Here is a 21,978-nt window from a genome sequence, read left to right as displayed (position 1 = left end):
CGTCATGGCCAAACCTGGATTTCGCCTCGCGCTGTTTGCCACCTTGCTGGCACTGATTGTGGTGTTGCTCGGCGCTTACACACGCCTGACCCACGCCGGCCTCGGCTGCCCGGACTGGCCCGGCTGCTACGGTTTTATCAGCGTGCCGCAAAGCGAAGCCCAGCTGGCTCATGCCGAACTGCATTTTCCAGACACCCCGGTGGAAGCCCACAAGGGCTGGAACGAAATGGTCCATCGCTACTTCGCCGGCACGCTGGGGCTGCTGATCGCGGTGCTGGCGGGCCGCGCCTGGGTCCATCGTCATCATCCGGGGCAGCCGGTGAAGTTGCCGCTGTTCCTGCTGGCGTTGGTCATTGGCCAAGCGGCTTTCGGCATGTGGACGGTGACGCTCAAGCTTTGGCCGCAAGTGGTCACCGGACATTTACTCGGTGGTTTTGCGACCTTGAGCCTGTTGTTTCTGCTGACCTTGCGCCTGTCCGGCGTATTGCCGGCGCTGACCGTGCCTCGACGTTTGCAATACTGGGCAACCGCCGGCTTGCTGTTGGTGATCCTGCAAATTGCTCTCGGTGGCTGGGTCAGCTCCAACTACGCGGCGGTAGCCTGCATCGACTTTCCAACCTGCCACGGCCAATGGCTGCCGCCGGCTGATTTCGCCAACGGTTTTCACCTGACCCAGCACATCGGCCCGAATTATCTGGGCGGGCAGCTGGACAGCGATGCCCGCACCGCGATTCACCTGACTCACCGCATCGGCGCGTTACTGGTCACCTTTGTTCTGCTCGGTCTGGCTTGGCAACTGAAGGTCGTCGGCATGACGCGCCTGGCCGTCATGGTGCTGATCGCCCTTGCCGCACAAATCACCTTGGGCATCAGCAACGTGGTGTTCCACTTGCCGCTGCCGGTGGCCGTCGCCCACAACGCCGGCGGTGCGGCGCTGTTGCTGACGATGGTGCTGGTCAATTATCACGCGCGAACCAGCCTGGTTCGGGTCAAGCATCAGCCCCCTCGGCGCTGGCGACTACGCCTGCGTAAACACTCGGCCGGGCCCATAACAATAAAAGGAGAGATGCCATGGCGACTCTGATCGGCGAACGTCACAGTCAGGCCATCTGGCGAGACTATCTGGAACTGACCAAGCCGAAAGTGGTGGTGTTGATGCTCATCACCTCGCTGGTCGGCATGTTCCTCGCGACCCGCGCCGGGGTGCCATGGACGGTGCTGGTGTTCGGCAATCTGGGGATCGCCCTGTGTGCCGGCGGTGCCGCGGCGGTCAATCATGTGGTGGACCGGCGCATCGACGCGGTCATGGCCCGGACCCACAAACGGCCCCTGGCCGAAGGCCGGGTATCTCCAGCCGCCGCGCTGACCTTCGCCCTGATACTGGCGATGCTCGGCCAGGCCTTGCTACTGACTTTCACCAACCCGTTGACGGCGTGGCTGACCCTCGCCTCCTTGCTCGGTTATGCCGTGGTCTACACCGGTTTCCTGAAACGCGCGACGCCGCAGAACATCGTCATCGGCGGCCTCGCCGGAGCTGCCCCGCCACTGCTCGGCTGGACCGCCGCCACCGGTCATGTCGGCGCCGAACCATTGTTGCTGGTGCTGATCATCTTCGCCTGGACCCCACCGCACTTCTGGGCGCTGGCGATTCACCGCAAGGAGGAATACGCCAAGGCTGACATTCCGATGCTGCCGGTGACCCATGGCGAGCACTACACCAAAGTCCACATCCTGCTCTATACCTTTGCGTTGCTGGCCGTCAGCCTGATGCCCTACGTGATCCACATGAGCGGCGTGCTCTACCTGATGTGTGCCCTTTTACTGGGCGCAAGGTTTCTGCAATGGGCCGTGGTGCTGTACCGTGGCACTCGACCGCACGCGGCGATCAACACGTTCAAGTACTCTATCTACTACTTGTTCCTGCTGTTTATCGCGCTGCTCGTAGACCACTACTTACTGCTGATCCTATGACCCGAACCCAGAAAACCGTCTTCATCCTCGTTGCCCTGATCGCGCTGATCCTGGGCCTGACCGTCAATAAAGTACTGACCGGGAAAAACCAGGGCGACCCGACGGCGCTGATCGATGCAGGGATCATCCTGCTGCCCCAAAGCCGCAATCTGCCGGACGTGAAGATGACCGATCAGGACGGCAAGCCAGTGGCGATCAACGAACTGAAAGGCAAGTGGAGTTTGCTGTTCTTCGGCTACACCTTCTGCCCGGACATCTGCCCGACCACCCTCGCCCAGCTGCGGCAGATCAAGAGTGAACTGCCGGCGGATGCGGTGAACAAGTTGCAGGTCATCCTGGTCAGCGTCGACCCGAACCGCGATACGCCCAAGCAACTCAAGCAGTACCTGGGCTACTTCGATCCGCAATTCATCGGGCTGACCGCAGCCTCGGTCGAAGACCTTCAGAAAATGGCCAACGCGGTGAGCATTCCGTTCATTCCGGCGGACACCAGCAAGCCGAACTACACCGTCGACCACAGCGGCAACCTGGCGGTGATCGGACCGGACGGGACTCAACGCGGGTTCATTCGTGCACCGCTGAATAACCAGAAACTGGTGGCGCAGTTGCCGGTGATGCTCAACCGTCAATAAGCACCACACTCTTTCTAGGAGCCAGGCTTGCCGGCGAAGGCGATCTCACGGGCGCCTTCGCCGGCAAGCCTGGCTCCTACAGAACGGGGCAAACAGACAAAAAAAGGGGCGCATTCAATTCAATGCGCCCCTTTTTCGTTTACGTCAGCCGATCAGAACGCCGGCAATACCGCGCCTTTGTACTTCTCGAGAATGAAGGCTTTCACTTCCGGGCTGTGCAGGGCAGCAACCAGTTTCTGCATTGCCGCGCTGTCCTTGTCGTCCGGACGGGCAACGAGGATGTTCACGTACGGCGAGTCGCTGCCTTCGATGACCAGCGCGTCCTTGGACGGATCGAGCTTGGCTTCCAGCGCGTAGTTGGTGTTGATCAGCGCCAGGTCGACCTGAGTCAGCACGCGGGGGATGGTCGCGGCTTCCAGTTCACGGAATTTCAGATCCTTGGTGTTCTCGGTGATGTCCTTCACGGTCGACAGGATATTTTTCGAATCCTTCAACTTGATCAGGCCAGCCTTCTCCAGCAGCAACAGCGCACGGCCGCCGTTGGTGGCGTCGTTCGGGATCACCACGTTGGCGCCGCCCGGCAGCTCTTCCAGTTTCTTGTACTTGCTGGAGTAAGCGCCCAGCGGCTCCAGGTGCACACCGGCAACGCTGACGAGGTTGGTGCCCTTGGCCTTGTTGAACTCATCCAGGTACGGTTGGTGCTGGAAGAAGTTGGCGTCCAGACGCTTCTCGGCCACCTGTACGTTCGGCTGGATGTAGTCGGTGAAGACTTTGACTTTCAGGTCCACGCCTTCTTTGGCCAGGGCTGGTTTAACGAACTCGAGGATTTCCGCGTGGGGCACCGGGGTGGCCGCAACGGTCAAGGTGTCGGCAGCGTGGGCGGAAAAGGCTGCAATGGCAGCGAATGCGACGAGTAGTTTTTTCATTCAGCTAACTCCTTGTGAGGCGCCAGTCTTCGGCGCCTGCCAGCGAATGGCCGGCTCATGTCTTAAGTGACGAAAACTGTTTATTTGCGGGAGAAATGAACCACCAGCTTGTCGCCGACGGTTTGCAGCACTTGAACCAGCACCAGCAGCAAGACCACAGTGACCACCATCACGTCGGTCTGGAAACGCTGGTAACCGAAACGGATCGCCAGGTCGCCCAAGCCGCCAGCGCCGACCACACCGGCCATTGCTGTGTAGGACACCAGTGTAATCGCTGTCACCGTAATCGCTGCGAAGATGCCCGGGCGGGCTTCCGGCAGCAAGGCGTTGGTGATGATCTGACGGGTCGTCGCGCCCATGGCCTGGGTCGCTTCGATGATGCCGCGATCCACTTCACGCAGGGCGGTTTCCACCAGTCGCGCGAAGAACGGCGTGGCGCCCACCACCAGCGGTGGGATCGCACCGGCGACACCGAGGGAGGTGCCGGTAATCAATACGGTGAACGGAATCATCACGATCAGCAGAATGATGAACGGCAGCGAACGCAGAATGTTCACCACCAGCGATAGCATCGCGTAGACGCCTTTGGCTTCCAGCAACTGGCGCGGGCTGCACAAGAACAACAGCACGCCCAACGGCAACCCCAGCAGCACGGTGAACAACAGCGAACCGCCAAGCATCAGCAGGGTGTCGCCGGTGGCCAGCCAGATTTCGTACCAGTCGATATTGGAAAAGAAACTCATCAGGACTTCCATCAGCGCAGCACCTCCATATGGACATCAGCTGCGGTGAAGTGAGCAAACGCCGCTTCCATGTCGCCACCGGTGACGGCCAGGGTCAATTGGCCGTAGGGAACCTCTTTGATGCGATCGATACGACCGGCCAGGATGCTGTAGTCCACGCCCGTTTCCCGGGCGACGGTACCCAGCAATGGTGCGTAGGTCGCTTCGCCCTGGAAGGTCAGACGCACGATGCGGCCCGGCACATGAGCGAAGTCGTCGCGCTGTTCGTTCTCGTCGATCTGCTCGTCTTCCTGGACGAAGCGCTTGGTGGTCGGGTGCTTGGGGTGCAGGAACACTTCGGCCACCGAACCTTGCTCGACGATCACACCGGCATCCATCACCGCCACCTGATCGCAGACTCGACGAATCACATCCATCTCGTGGGTGATCAGAACAATGGTCAGCTTCAGCTCGCGATTGATCTCGGCCAGCAATTGCAGAACCGACGCCGTGGTCTGCGGGTCGAGGGCACTGGTGGCTTCGTCGCACAGCAAAATTTTCGGCTTGGTTGCCAGGGCGCGGGCGATGCCGACACGCTGCTTCTGACCACCGGACAGTTGCGCCGGGTATTTTTTCGCATGGTCGGCCAGGCCAACCCGCGCCAGCAACTGCGCCACACGCTGGTCGATTTCGCTACGCGACAGCTCACCGGCGAGGGTCAGCGGTAGCGCAACGTTATCGGCCACGGTCTTGGACGCCAGCAAGTTGAAGTGCTGGAAAATCATCCCGACCTGCTGACGGAAACGTCGCAGGCCGTTGGCATCCAGCGCTGTGACTTCTTCACCATCGACGATGATCTTGCCGCCACTGGCGTTTTCCAGGCGGTTGATCAGGCGCAGCAGGGTACTTTTTCCCGCACCGGAATGGCCGATCAGGCCAAAGACCTGACCGTTCTCAATCGTCAGACTGGTCGGATGCAGGGCGGGAATATCCTTACCGGCGACGCGGTAAGTTTTGTGGACGTTTTGAAACTCGATCACGTAGCGAACCTTGTGGGGCGCGTTAGAAAAGGATCAGCGGTTAGCCGGGCGCGCATTTTAGCCTGTCCGTATAGAGGTTCTTAGCATTTATTTCGCCTTCAACCAGCGATTTGGCAATAAGGCGATCAAAGGTAGGAACCTGGGACCGAGGCAATTGCGGCCTGATGCATCTAGAAAAGCAAAAGATCGCAGCTTGCGGCAGCTCCTAAACGGTCCGTTGGAGCTGCCGCAGGCTGCGATCTTTTCTTTATGGCTTGCGAGGGCTCAAAACCATCTGCGCCGGAATATTGCGCAGAATCTGCTTCTCAAGCTTCAGATCAAACCCCGAATCCAGCTTCTTCACCCGTTTGGTCAGCAACGTGGCCAACCATGGGTAGTCCTGAGTACGGGGAACCTGAATGCTCACGTCGCACTGATAATTCACCACATCGGCGGCGATAGCATCCAGTTGACGACGAAGTTTGCTCATATCGTTGAGGCTCAATGCCACCGTCGTGCTTTCAGCCGTCGGGTCGATCACTTTGGCCTGCGGTCTGGCTTCGGCAGCCTTGAGGGCCGCTTCGGCTTTATCCAGTTCAGCCTTGCGTGCATGAACGATGGCATTGTTAACGCCACCGGTCAGCGCCGGGGCCTTGGGCATCAATACCCGGGCACGGCTGAGGGCAGTGGCCGCGGCATTCACATCACCTTTTTGCAACACGATCTGGCTGCGCAGTAAATAGGCTTCGGCCAATTGCCGCTGGTATTGCTCAAGGGATTGATCGTTGGGCGACTCGGCCTGCAAGGCCGCCAATTGATCCTCGGCGGTGGCCAGCTCGCTGCTGGCCAGGCTTTGTTCCAGTTGTGCAATAGCCGTGGCCCGTGCATCGGGGGCCTCGGTGGCCGCCGGCGGCGTGCTTTGGCAAGCACCCAGTAGCAGCGAAAATGCGACAAGGAGCAGATAACGGGAGGCGAACGGCTTCATTCCTGCGACTCTCTATTTGCGCAAAAAACGAGCAAGTCTACACCCCTCGGCGGGGCAGGACAAAACTCAGCAGAAACAACGCGGCGGCCGCCACCACAATCGACGGGCCAGCCGGGGTGTCCTTGAACCAGGACAACGCCAGCCCGCCACACACCGCGAGCATGCCCAGCAGGCTCGCGCCCAGTGCCATCTGCTCCGGCGAGCGGGCGTGACGCTGTGCCGCAGCCGCCGGAATAATCAGTAACGAAGTTATCAGCAACACGCCGACGATTTTCATCGCCACCGCGATCACCACGGCGATCAGCAACATCAGGACCAGACGCAACGCCGCCACCGGCAAACCTTCCACCCTGGCCAGTTCTTCATGCACGGTGATCGCCAGCAAGGGTCGCCACAGCGTGACAAGCAATACCAGCACCGCCGCGCTGCCGCCGAGGATCCAGGCCAGATCGATCGGGCTGATCGCCAGCAGGTCGCCGAACAGATAGGCCATCAGGTCGATCCGCACTTCATGCATGAAGCTTAGTACCACCAGGCCCAGGGAGAGCGTGCTCGGTGCGAGAATTCCCAACAGCGTGTCAGACGCCAATGGCTGCCGCTGTTGCAGCGTCACCAGCAACACTGCCAGCAACAGGCAGCCTACGGTGACAGCCACGGTCGGGCTGACATCCAGCAGAAAGCCCAGCGCCACACCCAGCAGCGCAGCGTGGGACAGGGTGTCGCCGAAATAAGCCATGCGCCGCCAGACCACAAACGAACCCAACGGGCCCGCAACCAGTGCCAGGGCCAGACCTGCAAGCAGGGCGAAGAGCAGAAAATCAGCCATGCTTGCAGCTATCTCCATGAACGTGGGTATGGGCCGACGGGGTCGCAATGACCACCGAGCCATGCAGGTCGTGAGCGTGGTCGTGATGGTGGTGATAAATCGCCAGACTTTGTGCGTTCTTTCCGAACAGTTCGACGAACGCGGGATCGCCGCTGACCTGCTCGGGATGCCCGGAGCAGCAGACATGGCGATTCAGGCACACCACCTGGTCGGTGGTGCTCATCACCAGATGCAAATCGTGAGAGACCATCAATACGCCGCAGCCATGACGGTCGCGCAGACGTGTGATCAGGCTATAGAGCTCGGCTTGACCGGCCACGTCGACGCCTTGTACCGGCTCATCGAGCACCAGCAACTCCGGCTCGCGCAGCAATGCCCGGGCCAGCAGTACTCGCTGCATTTCGCCACCGGAAACACTTTGCACCGGGCTGTCGATCACCTGCTCGGCGCCGACTTCCTTGAGGGCGGCCAAGGCCCGAGCGCGGTCCACGCCAGGGACCAGACGCAAGAAACGCAGCACTGATAGCGGCAGGGTTGGATCGACATGGAGTTTTTGCGGCATGTAACCGACGCGCAACTTCGGCTTGCGCCAGACGCTGCCGCTGTCCGGCGTCAACAAACCGAGCACCGCGCGCACCAGCGTGGTTTTGCCGGCGCCATTAGGGCCGATCAGGGTAACGATCTGCCCCGGCTCGACGCTCAGTTCGATGTTATCCAGCACGTTTTGCCCGGCAAAAGTGACGGCCACCTGCTCAAGACGGATCAGCGCATTGCTCATTAAGCCCCCTGGCAACCCGAGCAGAGACCGATGACTTCAACAGTCTGGGCCTCGACGATAAATCCGACGTCCCTGGCGCTGCCGACGATCGCGTCGCTGATGGACTTCTGTTCAAGCTCGATGGCGGCGTGGCATTGGCGGCAAATCAGGAACTGGCCTTGGTGAGCGTGTTCCGGGTGATTGCAGCCGACGAAGGCGTTCAGCGAGGAGATGCGGTGTACCAGGCCATTTTCCAGCAGAAAATCCAGCGCACGATACACGGTCGGCGGCGCAGCTCGGCGGCCGTCCTGCTCGCTGAGCACCGCCAGAATGTCGTAGGCACCCAGCGGTTTATGGCTTTGCCAGACCAGTTCCAGCACCCGCCGGCGCAAAGCGGTCAGGCGTAGCCCCTGACGTGCGCACAAGGCATCGGCCTCAGACAATGCGCTATGGACGCAATGAGAGTGGTCGTGGGGACGACTGGCAATCGGTGTTTTAGGCATGAGCGGCGACGAGTGTTGTGAGAGACGTTATTATGTTACCCGTTCTCGCCTCTTCGAGTGGTCATCGTGTCCCGACTTTTTTCTATCTTTGTCGCATTTGTCGCAAGTTTTCTGCTGATCGGTTCAGCCCAGGCCGAAGTCAAAGTACTTACCAGCATCAAGCCGCTGCAGCTGATTGCTGCTGCGGTGCAGGAAGGTGTGGCGATTCCGGAAGTGTTGCTGCCACCCGGGGCATCGCCGCATAACTATGCCTTGCGCCCATCCGACGTACGGAAGGTGCAGTCGGTGGACCTGGTTTACTGGATCGGTCCGGACATGGAGGGTTTTCTGCCTCGCGTACTGAAAGGTCGTACGCTGCCCAGCGTCGCAGTGCAGGATTTGCCTGGCCTGAAGCTGCGACGTTTCGCCGAAGACAGCCACTCCCACGCCGAAGAAGCCGATGAGCATGACCACGATCATCGCCCCGGCAGCCTGGATGCGCACTTGTGGTTGTCACCGATCAACGCCCGAGTGATCGCCAGCAAAATGGCGGCCGATCTGAGTGCAGCCGATCCGGCTAACGCGGCGCGCTATCAGAGCAACCTCAAAGCCTTCGATGAACGCCTGGATGCCCTGGACCTACGCCTGAAGGCTCGCCTGGCAGGGATCGCGAACAAGCCTTACTTCGTGTTCCACGAAGCCTTCGACTACTTCGAAGACGCCTACGGCCTCAAGCACGCCGGTGTGTTCAGTGTCGCAGCCGAAGTACAGCCCGGTGCCCAGCACGTCGCGGCGATGCGCGCGCGGTTGCAGGAAGTCGGCAAAACTTGCGTGTTCAGCGAACCGCCGCTGCGCCCGCGCCTGGCAGAAACCCTGGTGGCCGGGCTACCGGTGAAACTGGCAGAGCTGGATGCGCTGGGCGGGTACACGCCAGCGACCGCCCAGGGGTATGAGCAGGTGCTGGAAAAATTGGGAAATGATTTGGCCGGGTGCCTGGAGTCGTTGTAAGCGGGAAGTTTGGTAGTGAATCGTTCGCGGGCAAGCCTCGCTCCTACAGGGATCGCGCACATCCTGTAGGAGCGAGGCTTGCCCGCGAAGCTTTTAGAGGGCGAAAGGCAGCGGCGTGTCGACCTTCTGCCGCTGTGCCAAGCGCAGTTGAAACTCCATCGGATCGTGAATCAACACGTCCTGCCCGGCGAAAGACTCCGCCGCAATCAACCGCGACAACCAGAACCGCACGCACGCCACGCGCAGCATGGTCGGCCACAGCTCCGCTTCGGCAGCGGTGAACGGTCGCAGCGCGGCATAAGCGCCCAGCAACGCCCGCGCCCGAGCCCCGTCGAGCTGCCCTTGCTCGTCCGAACACCAGTCGTTCAAGGCAATTGCCACGTCATAGAGCATCGGCCCTGAACAAGCGTTGTAGAAGTCGATCAACCCGGTCAGGTGCGTGCCTTCGAACATCGCATTGTCGCGGAACAGATCCGCATGGATGTTGGCCCGCGGCAGCGCCAGAATTTTCGTCTTCTGCTGGGTGATCTCTTCCAGAGCCCGTTGCAGCAAATCGCTTTGTTCGGCGTTCAGGTGCGAGAGAAACTGCGTGCCCTCTTCCAGCATCCAGTCCAGGCCACGATCGGTTTTGCGCTTGATCATGTTGGCCTGGGTCGCCAGGTGCAGGTGAGCCAGCAGCTCGCCGACCTGAGCGCAATGCTGGGCGTTGGCGTCCTTGATGTGCTTGCCCGCCAGACGTGGCTGCAACAGCGCAGGTTTACCGGCCAGCTCACGCAATGCAACGCCGTCGGTGGTGCGCAGGGCATAAGGCACAGGCAGGTTGGCGTCGTGCAGCACGTCGAGCAGTTCGATGAAGAACGGCATCTCCTGCACCGGACCGCGCTCGACCAGGGTCAGGACAAACTCGCCCTGCTCCAGGCTGATAAAGAAATTGGTGTTTTCGCTACCGGCGGCGATCCCCTGGAAATCAAGCAGGCGGCCGAGCCCGTAAGGGGCGAGAAAGGTTTCCAGCTCGGGCCGAGCCAGGGGGGTGAACACAGACATGGTTAAAACTGCCAGTACGGGCGCCGCGGTTGAGCCAGCGCCGATTGAAATTAAGAAACTACTTCCACTCAAAGATTTTCCACGAGGGAATCAGCATATCCGGCTGATCCGAGCGGATATAGTTTGCATCTGTTCCGTCCGCACGTATCAGAAAGTACGGTTTTCCGACCTTCGGGGTGACCTTGATCGCGTACACGAAGCCGTTCTGGCGATACTCCTGAATGGTTTTATCGCCTTCCGTGCGGATCGTTACTTCCGGGTCCGCCGAGGGCTTGTCATCCGCCGCCATGACAGCCAATGGAGTGATTGCAAACAAGCCAGCCAGCAACAAGCGATTTAGTGTGCGCATGATAACCTTGTCCCTTTGTCGTCAACGGTCCCGCTATTCTAGCGCCGGACCCGCCGAAAAGGTTGATCCTGCTCATGAGCCAAGCCCCCCTCGTCCTGGTGGACGGTTCTTCTTATCTGTACCGCGCCTTTCACGCGCTGCCTCCGCTGACCACGTCCAAAGGCCTGCCGACCGGAGCGGTCAAAGGCGTGTTGAACATGCTCAAGAGTCTGCGCAAGCAGTACCCGGACAGCCCGTTCGCCGTGGTGTTCGACGCCAAGGGCGGGACGTTCCGCGACGCGATGTTCGCCGAATACAAGGCCAACCGCCCAAGCATGCCTGACGATATGCGGGTCCAGATCGAGCCGCTGCACGCCAGCGTCAAGGCCTTGGGCTTTCCATTGCTGTGCGTGGACAACGTCGAAGCGGACGATGTGATCGGCACCCTGGCCCGCAGCAGCGCGGCCGCCGACCGTCCGGTGGTGATTTCCACCGGTGACAAGGATATGGCACAACTGGTCGACGGGCACATTACCTTGGTCAATACGATGACCGGTAGCGCGCTGGACGTGGAAGGCGTGAAGGAGAAATTCGGCGTCGCTCCCGAGCAGATCATCGATTATCTGGCGTTGATGGGCGATTCGTCCGACAACATCCCGGGCGTTCCGGGTATCGGTCCGAAGACCGCTTCCGGCCTGCTGGTTGGCGTGAATGGCGGCCTGACCGAGCTCTATGCGCAGCTCGATATCGTCCCGACCCTGCCGATTCGCGGCGCCAAGACCCTGCCGGCCAAGCTCGAAGAGCATAAGGAAATGGCCTTTCTTTCTTACCGATTGGCAACCATCAAGATCGACGTGCCGCTGGACATCGGCCTCGACGATCTGCAGATGGGCCCACCGGATCACGACAAGCTTGCCGAACTCTATTCCCTGCTGGAGTTTAAGAGCTGGTTCGAAGAGAACCAGCGCGACGCCAAGCGTTCGGGTCAGGACATCGTCGAGGTCGCCCAGGAGCAGCCGGGTGCCGCCGAAGCGAAATACGAAACCATCCTCGACCAGAAGCGCTTCGAGGCCTGGCTGGACAAACTCGACAAGGCGCCGCTGATCGCCTTCGTCACCGAAACCAACGGCAGCGATGCCCAACACGCGCAACTGGTAGGCCTGTCGTTCTCTGTCGCGGCCAACGAAGCAGCCTACATTCCGCTGACCCATTCCTACATGGGCGTACCGGAACAACTGGACCGTGACACCGTGCTGCTGGCGTTGAAACCGCTGCTGGAAAACCCGAATAAACTGAAAGTCGGCCAACATGCGAAGTTCGACACCAATATCCTCGCCAATTGCGCCATCGGTGGCGATCAGAACAACGGGATTACTGTTCAAGGTATTGCCTACGACACCATGCTCGAGTCCTACGTACTGGACTCAACGGCCACCCGCCACGACATGGACAGCCTGGCGCTCAAGTACCTGGGCCAAAGCAAGACCGACATCCAGGAGATTGCGGGCAAAGGCGTCAAACAGCTGACCTTCGACCAGATTTCCCTTGAGCTGGCGGGTCCCTATGCCGCCGAAGACGCCGATGTCACCTTCCGCCTGCATCTGGTATTGCAGGAAAAACTGGCCGCGACGCCAAGCCTGGTCAAAGTGCTCAACGAGATTGAAATGCCGCTGATGCCGGTCCTGGCCCGTATCGAGCGCCAGGGCGCGCTTGTAGACGCCAACCTGCTGGGCATCCAGAGCGTCGAGCTGGGCGAGAAACTGGTCGCCCTTGAGCGTGAGGCCTTTGCCATTGCCGGTGAAGAATTCAACCTTGGCTCGCCAAAGCAACTGGGCGTGATCCTCTACGAAAAGCTCGGTTTGCCTGTACTCAGCAAAACCGCCAAGGGTCAGGCGTCGACTGCCGAAGCCGTGCTGGCCGAGTTGGCAGAACAGGACTACCCGCTGCCCAAGGTGCTGATGCAATACCGCTCGCTGAGCAAGCTCAAAAGCACCTACACCGACCGTTTGCCAGAGCAGATCAACGCACGCACCGGGCGCATTCATACGTCTTACCAGCAAGCTGTCGCAGCCACCGGGCGTTTGTCGTCCATCGACCCGAACCTGCAGAACATTCCGATCCGTACCGCCGAAGGTCGCCGGATTCGTCAGGCGTTCGTCGCGCCGAAAGGCTACAAACTGCTGGCCGCGGATTACTCGCAAATCGAACTGCGGATCATGGCGCACCTGGCCAAGGACGAAGGCTTGCTGCATGCCTTCCGCAACAACCTCGACGTCCACCGGGCCACGGCCGCAGAAGTGTTCGGCGTCGAGCTGGATGCGGTCACCAACGATCAGCGTCGAAGCGCGAAAGCCATCAACTTCGGCTTGATCTACGGCATGAGCGCGTTTGGCCTGGCCAAGCAGATCGGCGTTGACCGCAAACAGTCCCAGGCCTACATCGACCGTTATTTCGCCCGTTATCCCGGCGTGCTGCAGTACATGGAGCGCACGCGCGCCCAGGCCGCCGAGCAAGGCTTCGTCGAAACCATCTTTGGTCGTCGCCTGTACTTGCCGGAAATCAACGCGAAAAACCAGGCCCTGCGCAAAGCTGCCGAGCGCACGGCGATCAACGCCCCGATGCAAGGCACCGCGGCGGACATCATCAAGAAAGCCATGGTGGCGGTGGACAACTGGCTGGCATCGTCAGGCCTGGACGCCAAAGTCATCCTGCAGGTACACGATGAATTGGTGCTCGAGGTGCGTGAGGACCTGGTCGACCAGGTACGCGAGGAGATTCGCGTGCACATGAGCAACGCCGCACAACTGGACGTACCGCTTCTGGTTGAGGTGGGCGCAGGCAACAACTGGGATGAGGCGCACTGAGCCACCTGAAAAGACGTTTGTGCTGCGGCCTGGCGCCGCAGCACATGACGAAGGGCTATAGAGCGAAAAACGACAGTGATTATTTCCAAAGGATTTTGAAAATAGTCTGAACTAAATCCGCGAACCGCCACTCAGAGATACTGAATGGCTGGTGAAGCCCTTCGATGCTCCTATGTTGTGTTAAGTGTTGGCAGATATCTGGACCCCGCCCTAGCGGTCCGGAACTTGAACCCCGGAACTTCTCCCTCCCCATACGAAGTCCGGGGTTTTTTTTGCCTGCCAATTGGCCTCGAGAGACTTACTCGGCAGCCTCGGCACCCTTGTCCGCCAACTCCATCCAGTCCGCCAGTACGGTGTAGGCTTCTTCCAGGCCCATGCGCTTGGGGGCCGAAAACAGCTGGATAGTAATCGTATCGCCCCAACCCTTGCGGATTTCCGATTGAACCTTGAGCAGCGTGTTTTTTGCCGCGCCGTAGGTCAGTTTGTCGGCCTTGGTCAGCAGGATATGCATCGGCATGCCGCTGGCAACGGCCCAATCGAGCATCAACAGGTCGAAGTCGGTCATTGGATGACGGATGTCCATCATCAGAATCAAACCTTTCAAACTCTCACGGCCACCCAGATAGGCTTCCAGGTGACGCTGCCAGTGCATCTTCAACGGGATCGGTACTTTTGCATAACCGTAGCCTGGCAGGTCGACCAGACGGCGTTCATCGTCTAGCTTGAAGAAGTTCAACAGCTGTGTGCGACCCGGTGTTTTCGAGGTCCGCGCCAGGCTGGCGTGGGTCAGAGTATTCAACGCGCTGGACTTGCCGGCGTTGGAACGCCCGGCGAAGGCCACTTCAAAGCCTTCGTCGTCGGGACATTGGTCGACTTTGGCGGCGCTGAGCATAAAGGTGGACTGTTGGCACAGGCCGAGGATGGGATTCTTGAGTTGCATGGGATTTCCGATGTGGGCGGCGCCGGGAATGGACGCGGCAAGCAGTGTCGTTTCCGTTTCAGTGACGCCAGTATATAATGCCGCAGATTTTGTGTGCGCTTTGTCCCAGCGTAGGATGAAGTTCACGAGAGCGATTGACCTTGATTGCGCATTAGAACGCAGCACGCTCTCAACCCTGAAAAGGTCGTTTTATGACGAAATGGCTGCTAGCTGCCGGTGTCTTGATGCCGCTTTACAGCGCTCAGGCTACACAGGATCCGGAAGCTGTGTACAACCGTGTTTGTGGTGCCTGTCATTCCGGCCAACTACCCATGGCGCCCCGCAGGGGCGATCAGGAAGCTTGGACGCCGAGGTTGGCGAAAGGTATGGAGACGCTGGTGCAACACGTGACCCAGGGTTTCAAGGCGATGCCGCCGCGTGGTTTGTGCATGGACTGCAGTGCCGAGGATTACCGAGACATCATCCAGTGGATGAGCGAGTAAACCCGGTCCATAACTCTTTAACCCTTAGCCGTAGTTGGATTAGCTGATGAACAAATTGATCGTGAGTCTGCTGTTGACCGTGGGGATCTCCGGTATTGCCCATGCTGCAGGTGATGCGACTGCTGGTCAGGCGAAAGCCGCAGTATGTGGCGCCTGTCATGGCCCGGATGGCAATAGCATGGCGCCTAACTTTCCGAAACTGGCAGGCCAGGGCGAGCGTTATCTGAACAAGCAGCTGCACGACATCAAGTCCGGCAAACGCACGGTACTGGAAATGACCGGCCTGCTGACCAACCTCAGCGATCAGGACCTGGCCGATATCTCCGCCTACTTCGCCAGCCAGAAAGGCAGCGTCGGTGCCGCCGACCCGAAAATCGTGGCTCGCGGTGAAGCACTGTTCCGTGGCGGCGACCTGGCCAAAGGGCTGCCAGCCTGCACCGGCTGCCACTCGCCCAATGGCGCAGGCAACGCAGCTGCCGGCTTCCCGCACCTGGGCGGCCAGCATGCTCAGTACGTCGGCAAGCAATTGACCGAATTCAGAAAAGAAGAAGGTGGCCGGACCAACGACGGCGACACCAAACCAATGCAAAGCATCGCTAAAAAGCTGAGCGACGAAGATATCGCCGCCGTCTCCAGCTATATTCAAGGCTTGCACTAAGGCCTGTGATCGAGCGTTGTGAGTGATGTACATCTCTTGCAACGTTAACTCTCGATTAATCCGTCGATGCAAACATAAAAAGGGTAGCTTTGGCTGCCCTTTTTTGTGGCCGCTGCCGTTACACTACAGAACTCAAGCCCGCCGGAATCTGTCTGAAAACAGGTCGCGCGAGGCGCCCAAATTGTCCAGGAGTAAAGCATGCGTAATCTGATCATCAGCGCCGCACTCGTCGCTGCCAGCCTGTTCGGCATGACTGCCCAAGCCGCCGAAAAACCTGAAGCGCCCTATGTCGAACTGAGCAACCCGGTCCCGGTGGCCGAGCCTGGCAAGATCGAAGTCGTGGAGCTGTTCTGGTACGGCTGCCCGCATTGCTATGCCTTCGAACCCGTCATCAACCCATGGGTTGAAAAGCTGCCTTCCGACGTGAATTTCGTACGTATCCCGGCCATGTTTGGCGGCCCTTGGGATGCCCACGGCCAGATGTTCCTGACGCTTGAGGCCATGGGTGTCGAGAGCAAGGTTCACGCTGCGGTGTTCAACGCAATCCAGAAAGAACACAAGAAACTGACCGACAAAGAAGACATGGCGGACTTCCTGGCGACCCAAGGTGTAGACAAGGAAAAATTCCTGGCCACCTTCGACTCCTTCGCCATCAAGGGCCAGATCAACAAAGCCAAAGAGCTTGCCAAGAAATATGAAATCTCCGGCGTGCCTACCATGATCGTCAATGGCAAGTATCGCTTTGACATCGGCTCTGCCGGCGGCGCCGAACAAGCGTTGAAACTGGCTGACCAACTGGTCGCCAAAGAGCGAGCGGCAACCAAGGCCGTTGCCAACTAAGCGCGGCGACCGCCATGCGCCGCTGGGGAACTGAACGCATCGTTGGCCTGCACGACCCGCGGGTCAACGAGCATCACCTGGAATCAACGGGGTTGCCCGTGGACAGCCGTCTGCGTTTGCTCAGTTTCAATATCCAGGTCGGCATCAGTACCGAGCGTTATCGGCACTATCTGACCCGCGGCTGGCAGCATCTGCTGCCGCACACCGGGCGTGCCGACAACCTGCAAAAAATCGGCAATCTGCTGGGCGACTTCGATCTGGTCGCCTTGCAGGAAGCCGATGGCGGCAGCCTGCGATCGGGCTACGTCAATCAGGTCGAACACCTGGCGCAGCTCGGCGCCTTCCCTTATTGGTATCAACAACTCAATCGCAATCTCGGTCATCTCGGCCAGCACAGCAATGGCGTGCTCAGCCGCCTGCGCCCGTGGGCGATCGAGGATCATCCGCTGCCGGGGCCCAAGGGTCGCGGGGCCATTCTGGTGCGCTTCGGCGAAGGTCCGGAGGCGCTCGTGGTGGTGATGATGCACCTGGCGCTGGGCGCTCGCGCCCGTAGCATGCAACTGGCTTACATCCGCGAGTTGATCGGCGGTTATAAGCACCAGGTGCTGATGGGCGATATGAATACCCACGCCGGTGACTTGCTGCAACATTCCCCGCTGCGCGATTTAGGCCTGCTCGCGCCGCAGATGGAAGCGACCTTTCCCAGCTGGCGCCCACAGCGCTGTCTGGACCACATTCTGCTCAGCCCCACCCTGACGCTTGAAAAGGTCGAGGTGCTGGCACAACCCATTTCCGATCACCTGCCGGTCGCGGTAGAAATTCGTCTGCCGGGCTCGCTCACGGCCGATGCATTCCCCGCGTTGAGTCCTGTCTGAATGAGCGACGAAGCACAGCGCTGGAAAGAGAAATACCTCAAAAGCATCGAACAACAGGAAAAGCTCGAACGTCGATGGGACGCCCGGCTCGACCTGCTGCGTCGCGGGCTGGTGCGCAGCACCCTGGCTGCCGAAGGCACCGATCGCGCCGTTGACCTATGCATGAAGGAAATGCGCGAAGTCGTACGCACAGACGACATGGACGCCGGCCTGGCAGCCTTGCTGCCGCGCCTGGAAAAAGCCGTGCTCGACTCCGAGCAACGCCGGGAAACCCGGGTTGATCAAGTCAGCGCCGCACTGACGGCGCTGGTCTCTCAGTTGCAAGCATTGCCGCTGCCACGGGAAGTGAGCCGGCCACTGAAGAGTTTCGCCAAGCAGCTGAACGGACGTGTCGGCCAGGCTCGCGAAATCCCGTTGCTGCTCAGCGAACTGAGCGGCTTGCAAGGCAAAGCCTTGAGCCTGTTGGAGAACCCTGTGGAACCGGGTCGTCCGGGTTTTCTGCAGCGCCTGTTCGGTAGCCGGGATGCAGACGAGGCTGCGCCACAGATCGCCGCCCCCGAATTGCCAATGCCTGCACCGCAACCTGTCGAGCCGGTTGCAGCTCCACTGGCCGAACTCCCACTCGCGACGGCCAATCTCGCGCCAGCCGCCAACAAACCGCAAGCGGTAATGCCAACCGTTGAAGCTGCCCTGCCCGCCGCTGCGCCCGCTGAACCCGTGGACACTCCGGCTCCCACAGCAACAACGGCACCCATAGCCGAAGTCGTGGCGTTCGCCCCGCCCATCCTGGAGCCAGAGGCCACGAGCAGCCAGGCCCCGGAGCCACAAATCCAGCCGAACCTCGAACACCCGCAAGAGCCGGCTCCATCGATCGCCGTACCGGCCACCCAGGCTCCGCCGGCAATCAACCCGGATGAACTGATCCCGGAGGCCAGCGATCCGCAGACGTCAGAACACGACATTCTGTATGCCCTGCCGGACTCGCCGGAACCGTCCTACAGCTCTGTGGCCAAGCACATCGAAGACACTCTGCTGGGCCTTCTCGACGACCTGACGCTGCCCGAACGCCATCGACCGCAAGCCGAAGCGATGCGCAATCGTCTTCAAAACGGCTTGAATTGGTACGAACTGCTACCCATCCTCGATGATCTTGCAACATTAATGCTGGCCATTACCGACAGCGGCCAACACGAATTCGAAGCCTATCTGCAACGACTCAACGAACGCCTCGAATCATTTCAGAGCAACCTGCAAGCCGCCAGCGAAGGCCACGCCGACAACCGCTCTGCCGCGCGAGTGATGGACACGCAGATTCGCGAGCAAGTCGACGGCCTGCAAAGCAGCATGCAGGACGCGGCGGACCTCGATGACCTCAAGCACATGCTGGAAGACCATCTCGAAGGCCTGCTCGGCACCATGGACCAGCACCAGAAGCAACGCGACGAGCGCGAGCAGGAAGTCGCTGCCCGCCTGCAAAGCCTGGCTGAAAGGGTGGCCCACATGGAGCAGGAAGCGCTGGGTTACCGCGAGCACCTCGAAGAACAGCGCCAGAAGGCTTTGATCGATCCGTTGACCGGCCTGCCGAATCGAGCGGCCTGGAGCGAACGGCTGGACCACGAAATCAGTCAATGGCAACAACACGGCAATACCCTGTTACTGGCGATGCTCGACCTCGACCATTTCAAACGCATCAATGACAACTACGGCCATCTCGCGGGCGACAAGGTGCTGAAAATCATCGCCAGTGTGCTGCGCAAGCGTCTGCGCGGGACGGACTTCATAGCCAGGTTTGGCGGTGAGGAGTTTGTGCTGTTGATGCCTGCCACGGCGCCGATGGCCGGCGCGAAACTGTTGGAAACCTTGCGCGCATCGATCGAAGCTTGCCCATTCCACTTCAAGGGCGAGCGAGTCACTATCACCATTTCCATGGGACTGACCGCCTTCAGAGCGGGCGAACATAGCGACCTGGTGCTTAAAAGAGCTGATCAGGCGTTATATCGCGCGAAAAACACCGGGCGTAATCGGATAGAACTGGGCTGACAGTTAATTGTTCCATTTTGTTTAAAGGCGCGCTTTTGCGGTCGGCGCGCAAGGCAATACGTTACACTGTTGCATTATTGTCTCGTGTATATTGCCTCCACCATGAAACTTCTTGCTCTTATTGCTTCGCTGCTCGTATTAGCCGGTTGCGCCAGCGGTCCCCGGATTGACACCAGCCACCCTTCTGTCAATCACGACAGCCGTATTCAGTTCGTGGTGATGCATTACACCTCCGCATCCCTGGAGGACTCGCTGCAATTGCTGACCCATGGCGAAGTCAGCAGCCACTACCTGATCGGCGACGACGAGCACGCCACCATCTATAAGCTGATGGATGAAAATCTTCGAGCCTGGCACGCCGGCGAAAGCCAATGGCAAGGCCGGACCTGGCTGAATTCCAGTTCCATTGGCATCGAAATCGTCAATCCGGGCTTCCAGGACACCCCGACCGGGCGTCTCTGGTATCCCTACAGCGAAGCCCAGGTCCAATCGATGATCTTTCTGCTCAAGGACATCAGCAAGCGCCAGGGCATCAGCCCTCGCCATATCATCGGCCATAGCGACATCGCCCCCATGCGCAAGCTCGACCCTGGCCCGCTGTTCCCCTGGAAACGCCTGGCGGCCGAAGGCCTGGGAATCTGGCCGAACGAGCAGGCCGTGGCGCGTCAGCAAGCGCAGTTCGCCGTGCAGCTGCCAAGCATCAGTTGGTTTCAGGCACAACTTGCCCGCCTGGGCTACGCCACGCCACAAACCGGCGAACTGGATGCAGCGACACGCAATGTGCTGGCGGCTTTTCAGCTGCATTTTCGCCCGTCCCGTTTCGACGGCACGCCGGACGCGCAAACCGCGGCGCTTCTCCAGGTGTTGAACCAGACAAAATAATGACGCCCGCCCGACGGTCAGGGTCTTTTCCCAATCAGCAGCTATAACTCATTGGTAATCCTTCGGATATTCCATGATGACGGCTGCTCGAGAGAAGCTGCGTAGCTGGTTCTATCGCCCTTGGTTTCTGGCGACGCTGGCGGCTGCCTTGAGTGCCACGCTGCTGATGACCGGCAGTCTGTTCATTGCGATGCATCAGGTCGAGGACAACGAAAGCCAGGAGATGAACGCCCAGGGGGAGCGCTTTCTGGTCCGTCTGGAGCAGCTGTTCGGGCAACTGCGCGAAAGCCTCGATGACCTTGAAGCTCAACCGCTGCGGGGCTGCGACGATGAAATGATCGCCACATTGCAGCAAGTCAGCTTCAATTACCGCTTCGTTTACGAAGCCGCTTACATGGATGCTTCAGGAATCTGCTCCAACCGCCCACGCCAGGAAGGGCTTTCGGTGATCCGGCCACCGGACATCGAGGGCCCCACCTACAGCTATTGGTTGAACACCACCACCGAACCCGATGAGAACCGCGCCGCACTGATGCTGGGGCGTGGCAATTTCCGGGTGGCTACGTCTCGCGGGCATTTGACCGACATGGTTGATCTGTCTCCGGGGAGCAGCCTGCTGGTGGTGCTCGACCACGACACCCGCGCGATTCCCGTGCTCGGTGCCGAGCAGGAGTGGCCCCCGACGCAACCCTGGCCCCCGAAAAATCACGATGCACTGCAAGTCACCCCTACCCGCCTGATTTACCGAATGCCGACCAACACTCCCGAATACCAACTGGTGCTGATCACCCCGCGTACCGGGATGCATGTGCCGGCCGTTTGGTGGTGGCTGCTTCCGGCCAGCCTCGCGCTAAGTGCCTGCGTAGGCATTCTGGTGTTTCTGCTGGTGCGCCAGCGTCAATCACTGGATGCCGAACTGCACGGCGCGATACAACGAGGCGAATTGCAGGTGTTGTATCAACCGATCTTCGACCTCGACAGTCGCAACTGTGTCGGAGCCGAAGCCTTGCTGCGCTGGCGAAGGCCGGACGGCACCTTGACCAGCCCCGAGCTGTTCATTCCCATGGCGGAAAACACCGGCCAGATCCGCCAGATGACTGATTTCGTATTACAGCGCCTGCTGGAACAGCTCGGACAACTGTTGCGCGCCAATCCGCAGTTGTATATCTCGGTCAACCTGGCGGCCTGCGACGTCATGGTGCCGCGTATCGGTCAGGTGATGGCGCGCCTGCTGGCCTTGCACCGTGTAGCCGCCAGACAGATTGCCTTTGAGGTGACCGAGCGCGGATTGGTTGATGTCGTGGTGGCCAGAGAAAACCTGCAGGCCTTGCGCGATGTCGGGCATCAGGTGCTGATCGATGACTTCGGCACTGGCTATTGCAGCCTCGCCTACCTGCAAACACTGCCCGTGGACTGCCTGAAAATCGACAAGGCATTTATCGACGCGCTGGGTCATGACGCCGCCAGCAGCGGCGTGGCACCGCACATCATTCGCATGGCCCAGGCCCTGCAACTCAAGGTGATTGCCGAGGGCATCGAACATGAAGCCCAGGCAGAGTTTCTGAGCAGCGAGGGGGTGAAGTTCGGTCAGGGCTGGCTGTTCGCGCACCCATTGAGCGCTGTGCAATTCATCGAATTGATTACCCGTGGCCGCCGACAGGCAACGCGGCGTCTGGATGACGAAGACTGAGAGGGTT

22 protein-coding genes are annotated in these 21,978 nt (G+C 59.9%); 12 read left to right on the top strand and 10 right to left on the bottom strand.

The genetic code is table 11. The features are described from left to right. The first annotated feature begins 4 nt into the window (after nucleotides 1-4). From AC07VO_RS23465 to AC07VO_RS23455, 3 genes are read left to right on the top strand one after another with little or no spacing between them, the layout of a single operon-like run. The gene (locus tag AC07VO_RS23465) at nucleotides 5-1,084 is read left to right on the top strand and encodes a COX15/CtaA family protein (protein ID WP_018927264.1); all 1,080 of its coding nucleotides are present in this window, start codon (nucleotides 5-7) and stop codon (nucleotides 1,082-1,084) included. Continuing rightward, a complete protein-coding gene (gene cyoE / locus AC07VO_RS23460) occupies nucleotides 1,072-1,971 on the top strand; it encodes a heme o synthase (RefSeq protein ID WP_018927265.1) in 900 nt (299 codons plus the stop codon). Before AC07VO_RS23465 ends, cyoE begins: the two co-directional genes overlap by 13 nt. Next, entirely contained in the window at nucleotides 1,968-2,603 is a 636-nt protein-coding gene (locus AC07VO_RS23455; protein WP_019651205.1) for an SCO family protein, read from the top strand. Before cyoE ends, AC07VO_RS23455 begins: the two co-directional genes overlap by 4 nt. A gap of 152 nt (nucleotides 2,604-2,755) precedes the next feature. Here the strand turns inward: AC07VO_RS23455 and AC07VO_RS23450 are convergent, their stop codons facing one another. The 7 genes from AC07VO_RS23450 to zur form a co-directional block, all read right to left on the bottom strand. Next, complete coding sequence (locus AC07VO_RS23450) at nucleotides 2,756-3,529, bottom strand: MetQ/NlpA family ABC transporter substrate-binding protein (RefSeq protein WP_018927267.1); 774 nt, start codon at nucleotides 3,527-3,529, stop codon at nucleotides 2,756-2,758. An 80-nt stretch (nucleotides 3,530-3,609) separates the two neighbouring features. Further along, nucleotides 3,610-4,284 (bottom strand): methionine ABC transporter permease, encoded by a 675-nt coding sequence (locus AC07VO_RS23445; RefSeq protein WP_018927268.1) that lies wholly within the window; start codon nucleotides 4,282-4,284, stop codon nucleotides 3,610-3,612. Then, nucleotides 4,284-5,291, bottom strand: a complete 1,008-nt coding sequence (locus AC07VO_RS23440) for a methionine ABC transporter ATP-binding protein (RefSeq protein ID WP_064615674.1) — start codon at nucleotides 5,289-5,291, stop codon at nucleotides 4,284-4,286. The genes AC07VO_RS23445 and AC07VO_RS23440 overlap by 1 nt, the downstream gene beginning before the upstream one ends. Before the next feature lie 247 nt (nucleotides 5,292-5,538). Beyond that, nucleotides 5,539-6,255, bottom strand: coding sequence for a PA5502 family lipoprotein (locus AC07VO_RS23435; protein ID WP_086945257.1), 717 nt, complete (start codon nucleotides 6,253-6,255; stop codon nucleotides 5,539-5,541). A 37-nt stretch (nucleotides 6,256-6,292) separates the two neighbouring features. Then, complete coding sequence (gene znuB / locus AC07VO_RS23430; protein ID WP_018927270.1) at nucleotides 6,293-7,081, bottom strand: zinc ABC transporter permease subunit ZnuB; 789 nt, start codon at nucleotides 7,079-7,081, stop codon at nucleotides 6,293-6,295. Next, nucleotides 7,074-7,859 (bottom strand): zinc ABC transporter ATP-binding protein ZnuC, encoded by a 786-nt coding sequence (znuC, locus tag AC07VO_RS23425; protein ID WP_086945256.1) that lies wholly within the window; start codon nucleotides 7,857-7,859, stop codon nucleotides 7,074-7,076. The genes znuB and znuC overlap by 8 nt, the downstream gene beginning before the upstream one ends. Next, entirely contained in the window at nucleotides 7,859-8,341 is a 483-nt protein-coding gene (zur, locus tag AC07VO_RS23420; protein WP_026286509.1) for a zinc uptake transcriptional repressor Zur, read from the bottom strand. The genes znuC and zur overlap by 1 nt, the downstream gene beginning before the upstream one ends. 66 nt (nucleotides 8,342-8,407) lie before the next feature. Between zur and AC07VO_RS23415 the strand changes: the two genes are divergently transcribed. After that, the gene (locus AC07VO_RS23415; RefSeq protein ID WP_086945255.1) at nucleotides 8,408-9,328 is read left to right on the top strand and encodes a zinc ABC transporter substrate-binding protein ZnuA; all 921 of its coding nucleotides are present in this window, start codon (nucleotides 8,408-8,410) and stop codon (nucleotides 9,326-9,328) included. A 93-nt stretch (nucleotides 9,329-9,421) separates the two neighbouring features. Here the strand turns inward: AC07VO_RS23415 and AC07VO_RS23410 are convergent, their stop codons facing one another. Together AC07VO_RS23410 and AC07VO_RS23405 are read right to left on the bottom strand one after the other, a co-directional pair. Then, nucleotides 9,422-10,372: a homoserine kinase gene (locus AC07VO_RS23410; RefSeq protein WP_018927273.1), complete on the bottom strand. Its 951-nt coding sequence runs from the start codon at nucleotides 10,370-10,372 to the stop codon at nucleotides 9,422-9,424. Nucleotides 10,373-10,430: 58 nt separating this feature from the next. Beyond that, nucleotides 10,431-10,721 (bottom strand): DUF2782 domain-containing protein, encoded by a 291-nt coding sequence (locus AC07VO_RS23405; RefSeq protein ID WP_018927274.1) that lies wholly within the window; start codon nucleotides 10,719-10,721, stop codon nucleotides 10,431-10,433. A 74-nt stretch (nucleotides 10,722-10,795) separates the two neighbouring features. On the opposite strand from AC07VO_RS23405, the gene polA reads away from it, so the two are divergent. Continuing rightward, nucleotides 10,796-13,564 (top strand): DNA polymerase I, encoded by a 2,769-nt coding sequence (polA, locus tag AC07VO_RS23400; RefSeq protein WP_018927275.1) that lies wholly within the window; start codon nucleotides 10,796-10,798, stop codon nucleotides 13,562-13,564. Nucleotides 13,565-13,862: 298 nt separating this feature from the next. On the opposite strand, the gene yihA is transcribed toward polA, so the two are convergent. Continuing rightward, on the bottom strand, nucleotides 13,863-14,504 hold the full coding sequence (gene yihA, locus AC07VO_RS23395; RefSeq protein WP_007940707.1) for a ribosome biogenesis GTP-binding protein YihA/YsxC: 642 nt from the start codon (nucleotides 14,502-14,504) through the stop codon (nucleotides 13,863-13,865). 191 nt (nucleotides 14,505-14,695) lie between these two features. On the opposite strand from yihA, the gene AC07VO_RS23390 reads away from it, so the two are divergent. The 7 genes from AC07VO_RS23390 to AC07VO_RS23360 all read left to right on the top strand — a co-directional run bounded on the left by AC07VO_RS23390 (nucleotide 14,696) and on the right by AC07VO_RS23360 (nucleotide 21,971). Next, on the top strand, nucleotides 14,696-14,986 hold the full coding sequence (locus AC07VO_RS23390) for a c-type cytochrome (protein ID WP_086945254.1): 291 nt from the start codon (nucleotides 14,696-14,698) through the stop codon (nucleotides 14,984-14,986). A 46-nt stretch (nucleotides 14,987-15,032) separates the two neighbouring features. After that, entirely contained in the window at nucleotides 15,033-15,644 is a 612-nt protein-coding gene (locus AC07VO_RS23385) for a c-type cytochrome (RefSeq protein ID WP_007940706.1), read from the top strand. A 198-nt stretch (nucleotides 15,645-15,842) separates the two neighbouring features. Beyond that, a complete protein-coding gene (locus AC07VO_RS23380; RefSeq protein WP_018927277.1) occupies nucleotides 15,843-16,484 on the top strand; it encodes a thiol:disulfide interchange protein DsbA/DsbL in 642 nt (213 codons plus the stop codon). A gap of 14 nt (nucleotides 16,485-16,498) precedes the next feature. Further along, nucleotides 16,499-17,359 carry an endonuclease/exonuclease/phosphatase family protein gene (locus tag AC07VO_RS23375; RefSeq protein ID WP_064615668.1) on the top strand — a complete coding sequence of 287 codons (861 nt, stop codon included), beginning with the start codon at nucleotides 16,499-16,501 and terminating at the stop codon, nucleotides 17,357-17,359. After that, complete coding sequence (locus AC07VO_RS23370; RefSeq protein WP_064615666.1) at nucleotides 17,360-19,399, top strand: GGDEF domain-containing protein; 2,040 nt, start codon at nucleotides 17,360-17,362, stop codon at nucleotides 19,397-19,399. Between the two features lie 102 nt (nucleotides 19,400-19,501). Beyond that, nucleotides 19,502-20,281, top strand: a complete 780-nt coding sequence (locus tag AC07VO_RS23365) for an N-acetylmuramoyl-L-alanine amidase (protein ID WP_064615664.1) — start codon at nucleotides 19,502-19,504, stop codon at nucleotides 20,279-20,281. 73 nt (nucleotides 20,282-20,354) lie between these two features. Next, entirely contained in the window at nucleotides 20,355-21,971 is a 1,617-nt protein-coding gene (locus AC07VO_RS23360) for an EAL domain-containing protein (protein WP_018927280.1), read from the top strand. The last annotated feature ends 7 nt before the right edge of the window (nucleotides 21,972-21,978 follow it).

Source organism: Pseudomonas sp. GW821-FHT03E01 (assembly GCF_059420765.1).
The sequence above is the reverse complement of the archived record's forward strand: the minus strand, read 5'-3'. Positions and strand labels throughout refer to the sequence as shown.

Coding starts and splice junctions, on each gene's coding strand:
- AC07VO_RS23465 (WP_018927264.1), top strand. CDS start 5: ATGGCCAAACCTGGATTTCGCCTCGCGCTGTTTGCCACCTTGCTGGCA.
- cyoE (WP_018927265.1), top strand. CDS start 1,072: ATGGCGACTCTGATCGGCGAACGTCACAGTCAGGCCATCTGGCGAGAC.
- AC07VO_RS23455 (WP_019651205.1), top strand. CDS start 1,968: ATGACCCGAACCCAGAAAACCGTCTTCATCCTCGTTGCCCTGATCGCG.
- AC07VO_RS23450 (WP_018927267.1), bottom strand. CDS start 3,529: ATGAAAAAACTACTCGTCGCATTCGCTGCCATTGCAGCCTTTTCCGCC.
- AC07VO_RS23445 (WP_018927268.1), bottom strand. CDS start 4,284: ATGGAAGTCCTGATGAGTTTCTTTTCCAATATCGACTGGTACGAAATC.
- AC07VO_RS23435 (WP_086945257.1), bottom strand. CDS start 6,255: ATGAAGCCGTTCGCCTCCCGTTATCTGCTCCTTGTCGCATTTTCGCTG.
- znuB (WP_018927270.1), bottom strand. CDS start 7,081: ATGGCTGATTTTCTGCTCTTCGCCCTGCTTGCAGGTCTGGCCCTGGCA.
- znuC (WP_086945256.1), bottom strand. CDS start 7,859: ATGAGCAATGCGCTGATCCGTCTTGAGCAGGTGGCCGTCACTTTTGCC.
- zur (WP_026286509.1), bottom strand. CDS start 8,341: ATGCCTAAAACACCGATTGCCAGTCGTCCCCACGACCACTCTCATTGC.
- AC07VO_RS23410 (WP_018927273.1), bottom strand. CDS start 10,372: ATGTCTGTGTTCACCCCCCTGGCTCGGCCCGAGCTGGAAACCTTTCTC.
- AC07VO_RS23405 (WP_018927274.1), bottom strand. CDS start 10,721: ATGCGCACACTAAATCGCTTGTTGCTGGCTGGCTTGTTTGCAATCACT.
- polA (WP_018927275.1), top strand. CDS start 10,796: ATGAGCCAAGCCCCCCTCGTCCTGGTGGACGGTTCTTCTTATCTGTAC.
- yihA (WP_007940707.1), bottom strand. CDS start 14,504: ATGCAACTCAAGAATCCCATCCTCGGCCTGTGCCAACAGTCCACCTTT.
- AC07VO_RS23390 (WP_086945254.1), top strand. CDS start 14,696: ATGACGAAATGGCTGCTAGCTGCCGGTGTCTTGATGCCGCTTTACAGC.
- AC07VO_RS23385 (WP_007940706.1), top strand. CDS start 15,033: ATGAACAAATTGATCGTGAGTCTGCTGTTGACCGTGGGGATCTCCGGT.
- AC07VO_RS23380 (WP_018927277.1), top strand. CDS start 15,843: ATGCGTAATCTGATCATCAGCGCCGCACTCGTCGCTGCCAGCCTGTTC.
- AC07VO_RS23375 (WP_064615668.1), top strand. CDS start 16,499: ATGCGCCGCTGGGGAACTGAACGCATCGTTGGCCTGCACGACCCGCGG.
- AC07VO_RS23370 (WP_064615666.1), top strand. CDS start 17,360: ATGAGCGACGAAGCACAGCGCTGGAAAGAGAAATACCTCAAAAGCATC.
- AC07VO_RS23365 (WP_064615664.1), top strand. CDS start 19,502: ATGAAACTTCTTGCTCTTATTGCTTCGCTGCTCGTATTAGCCGGTTGC.
- AC07VO_RS23360 (WP_018927280.1), top strand. CDS start 20,355: ATGATGACGGCTGCTCGAGAGAAGCTGCGTAGCTGGTTCTATCGCCCT.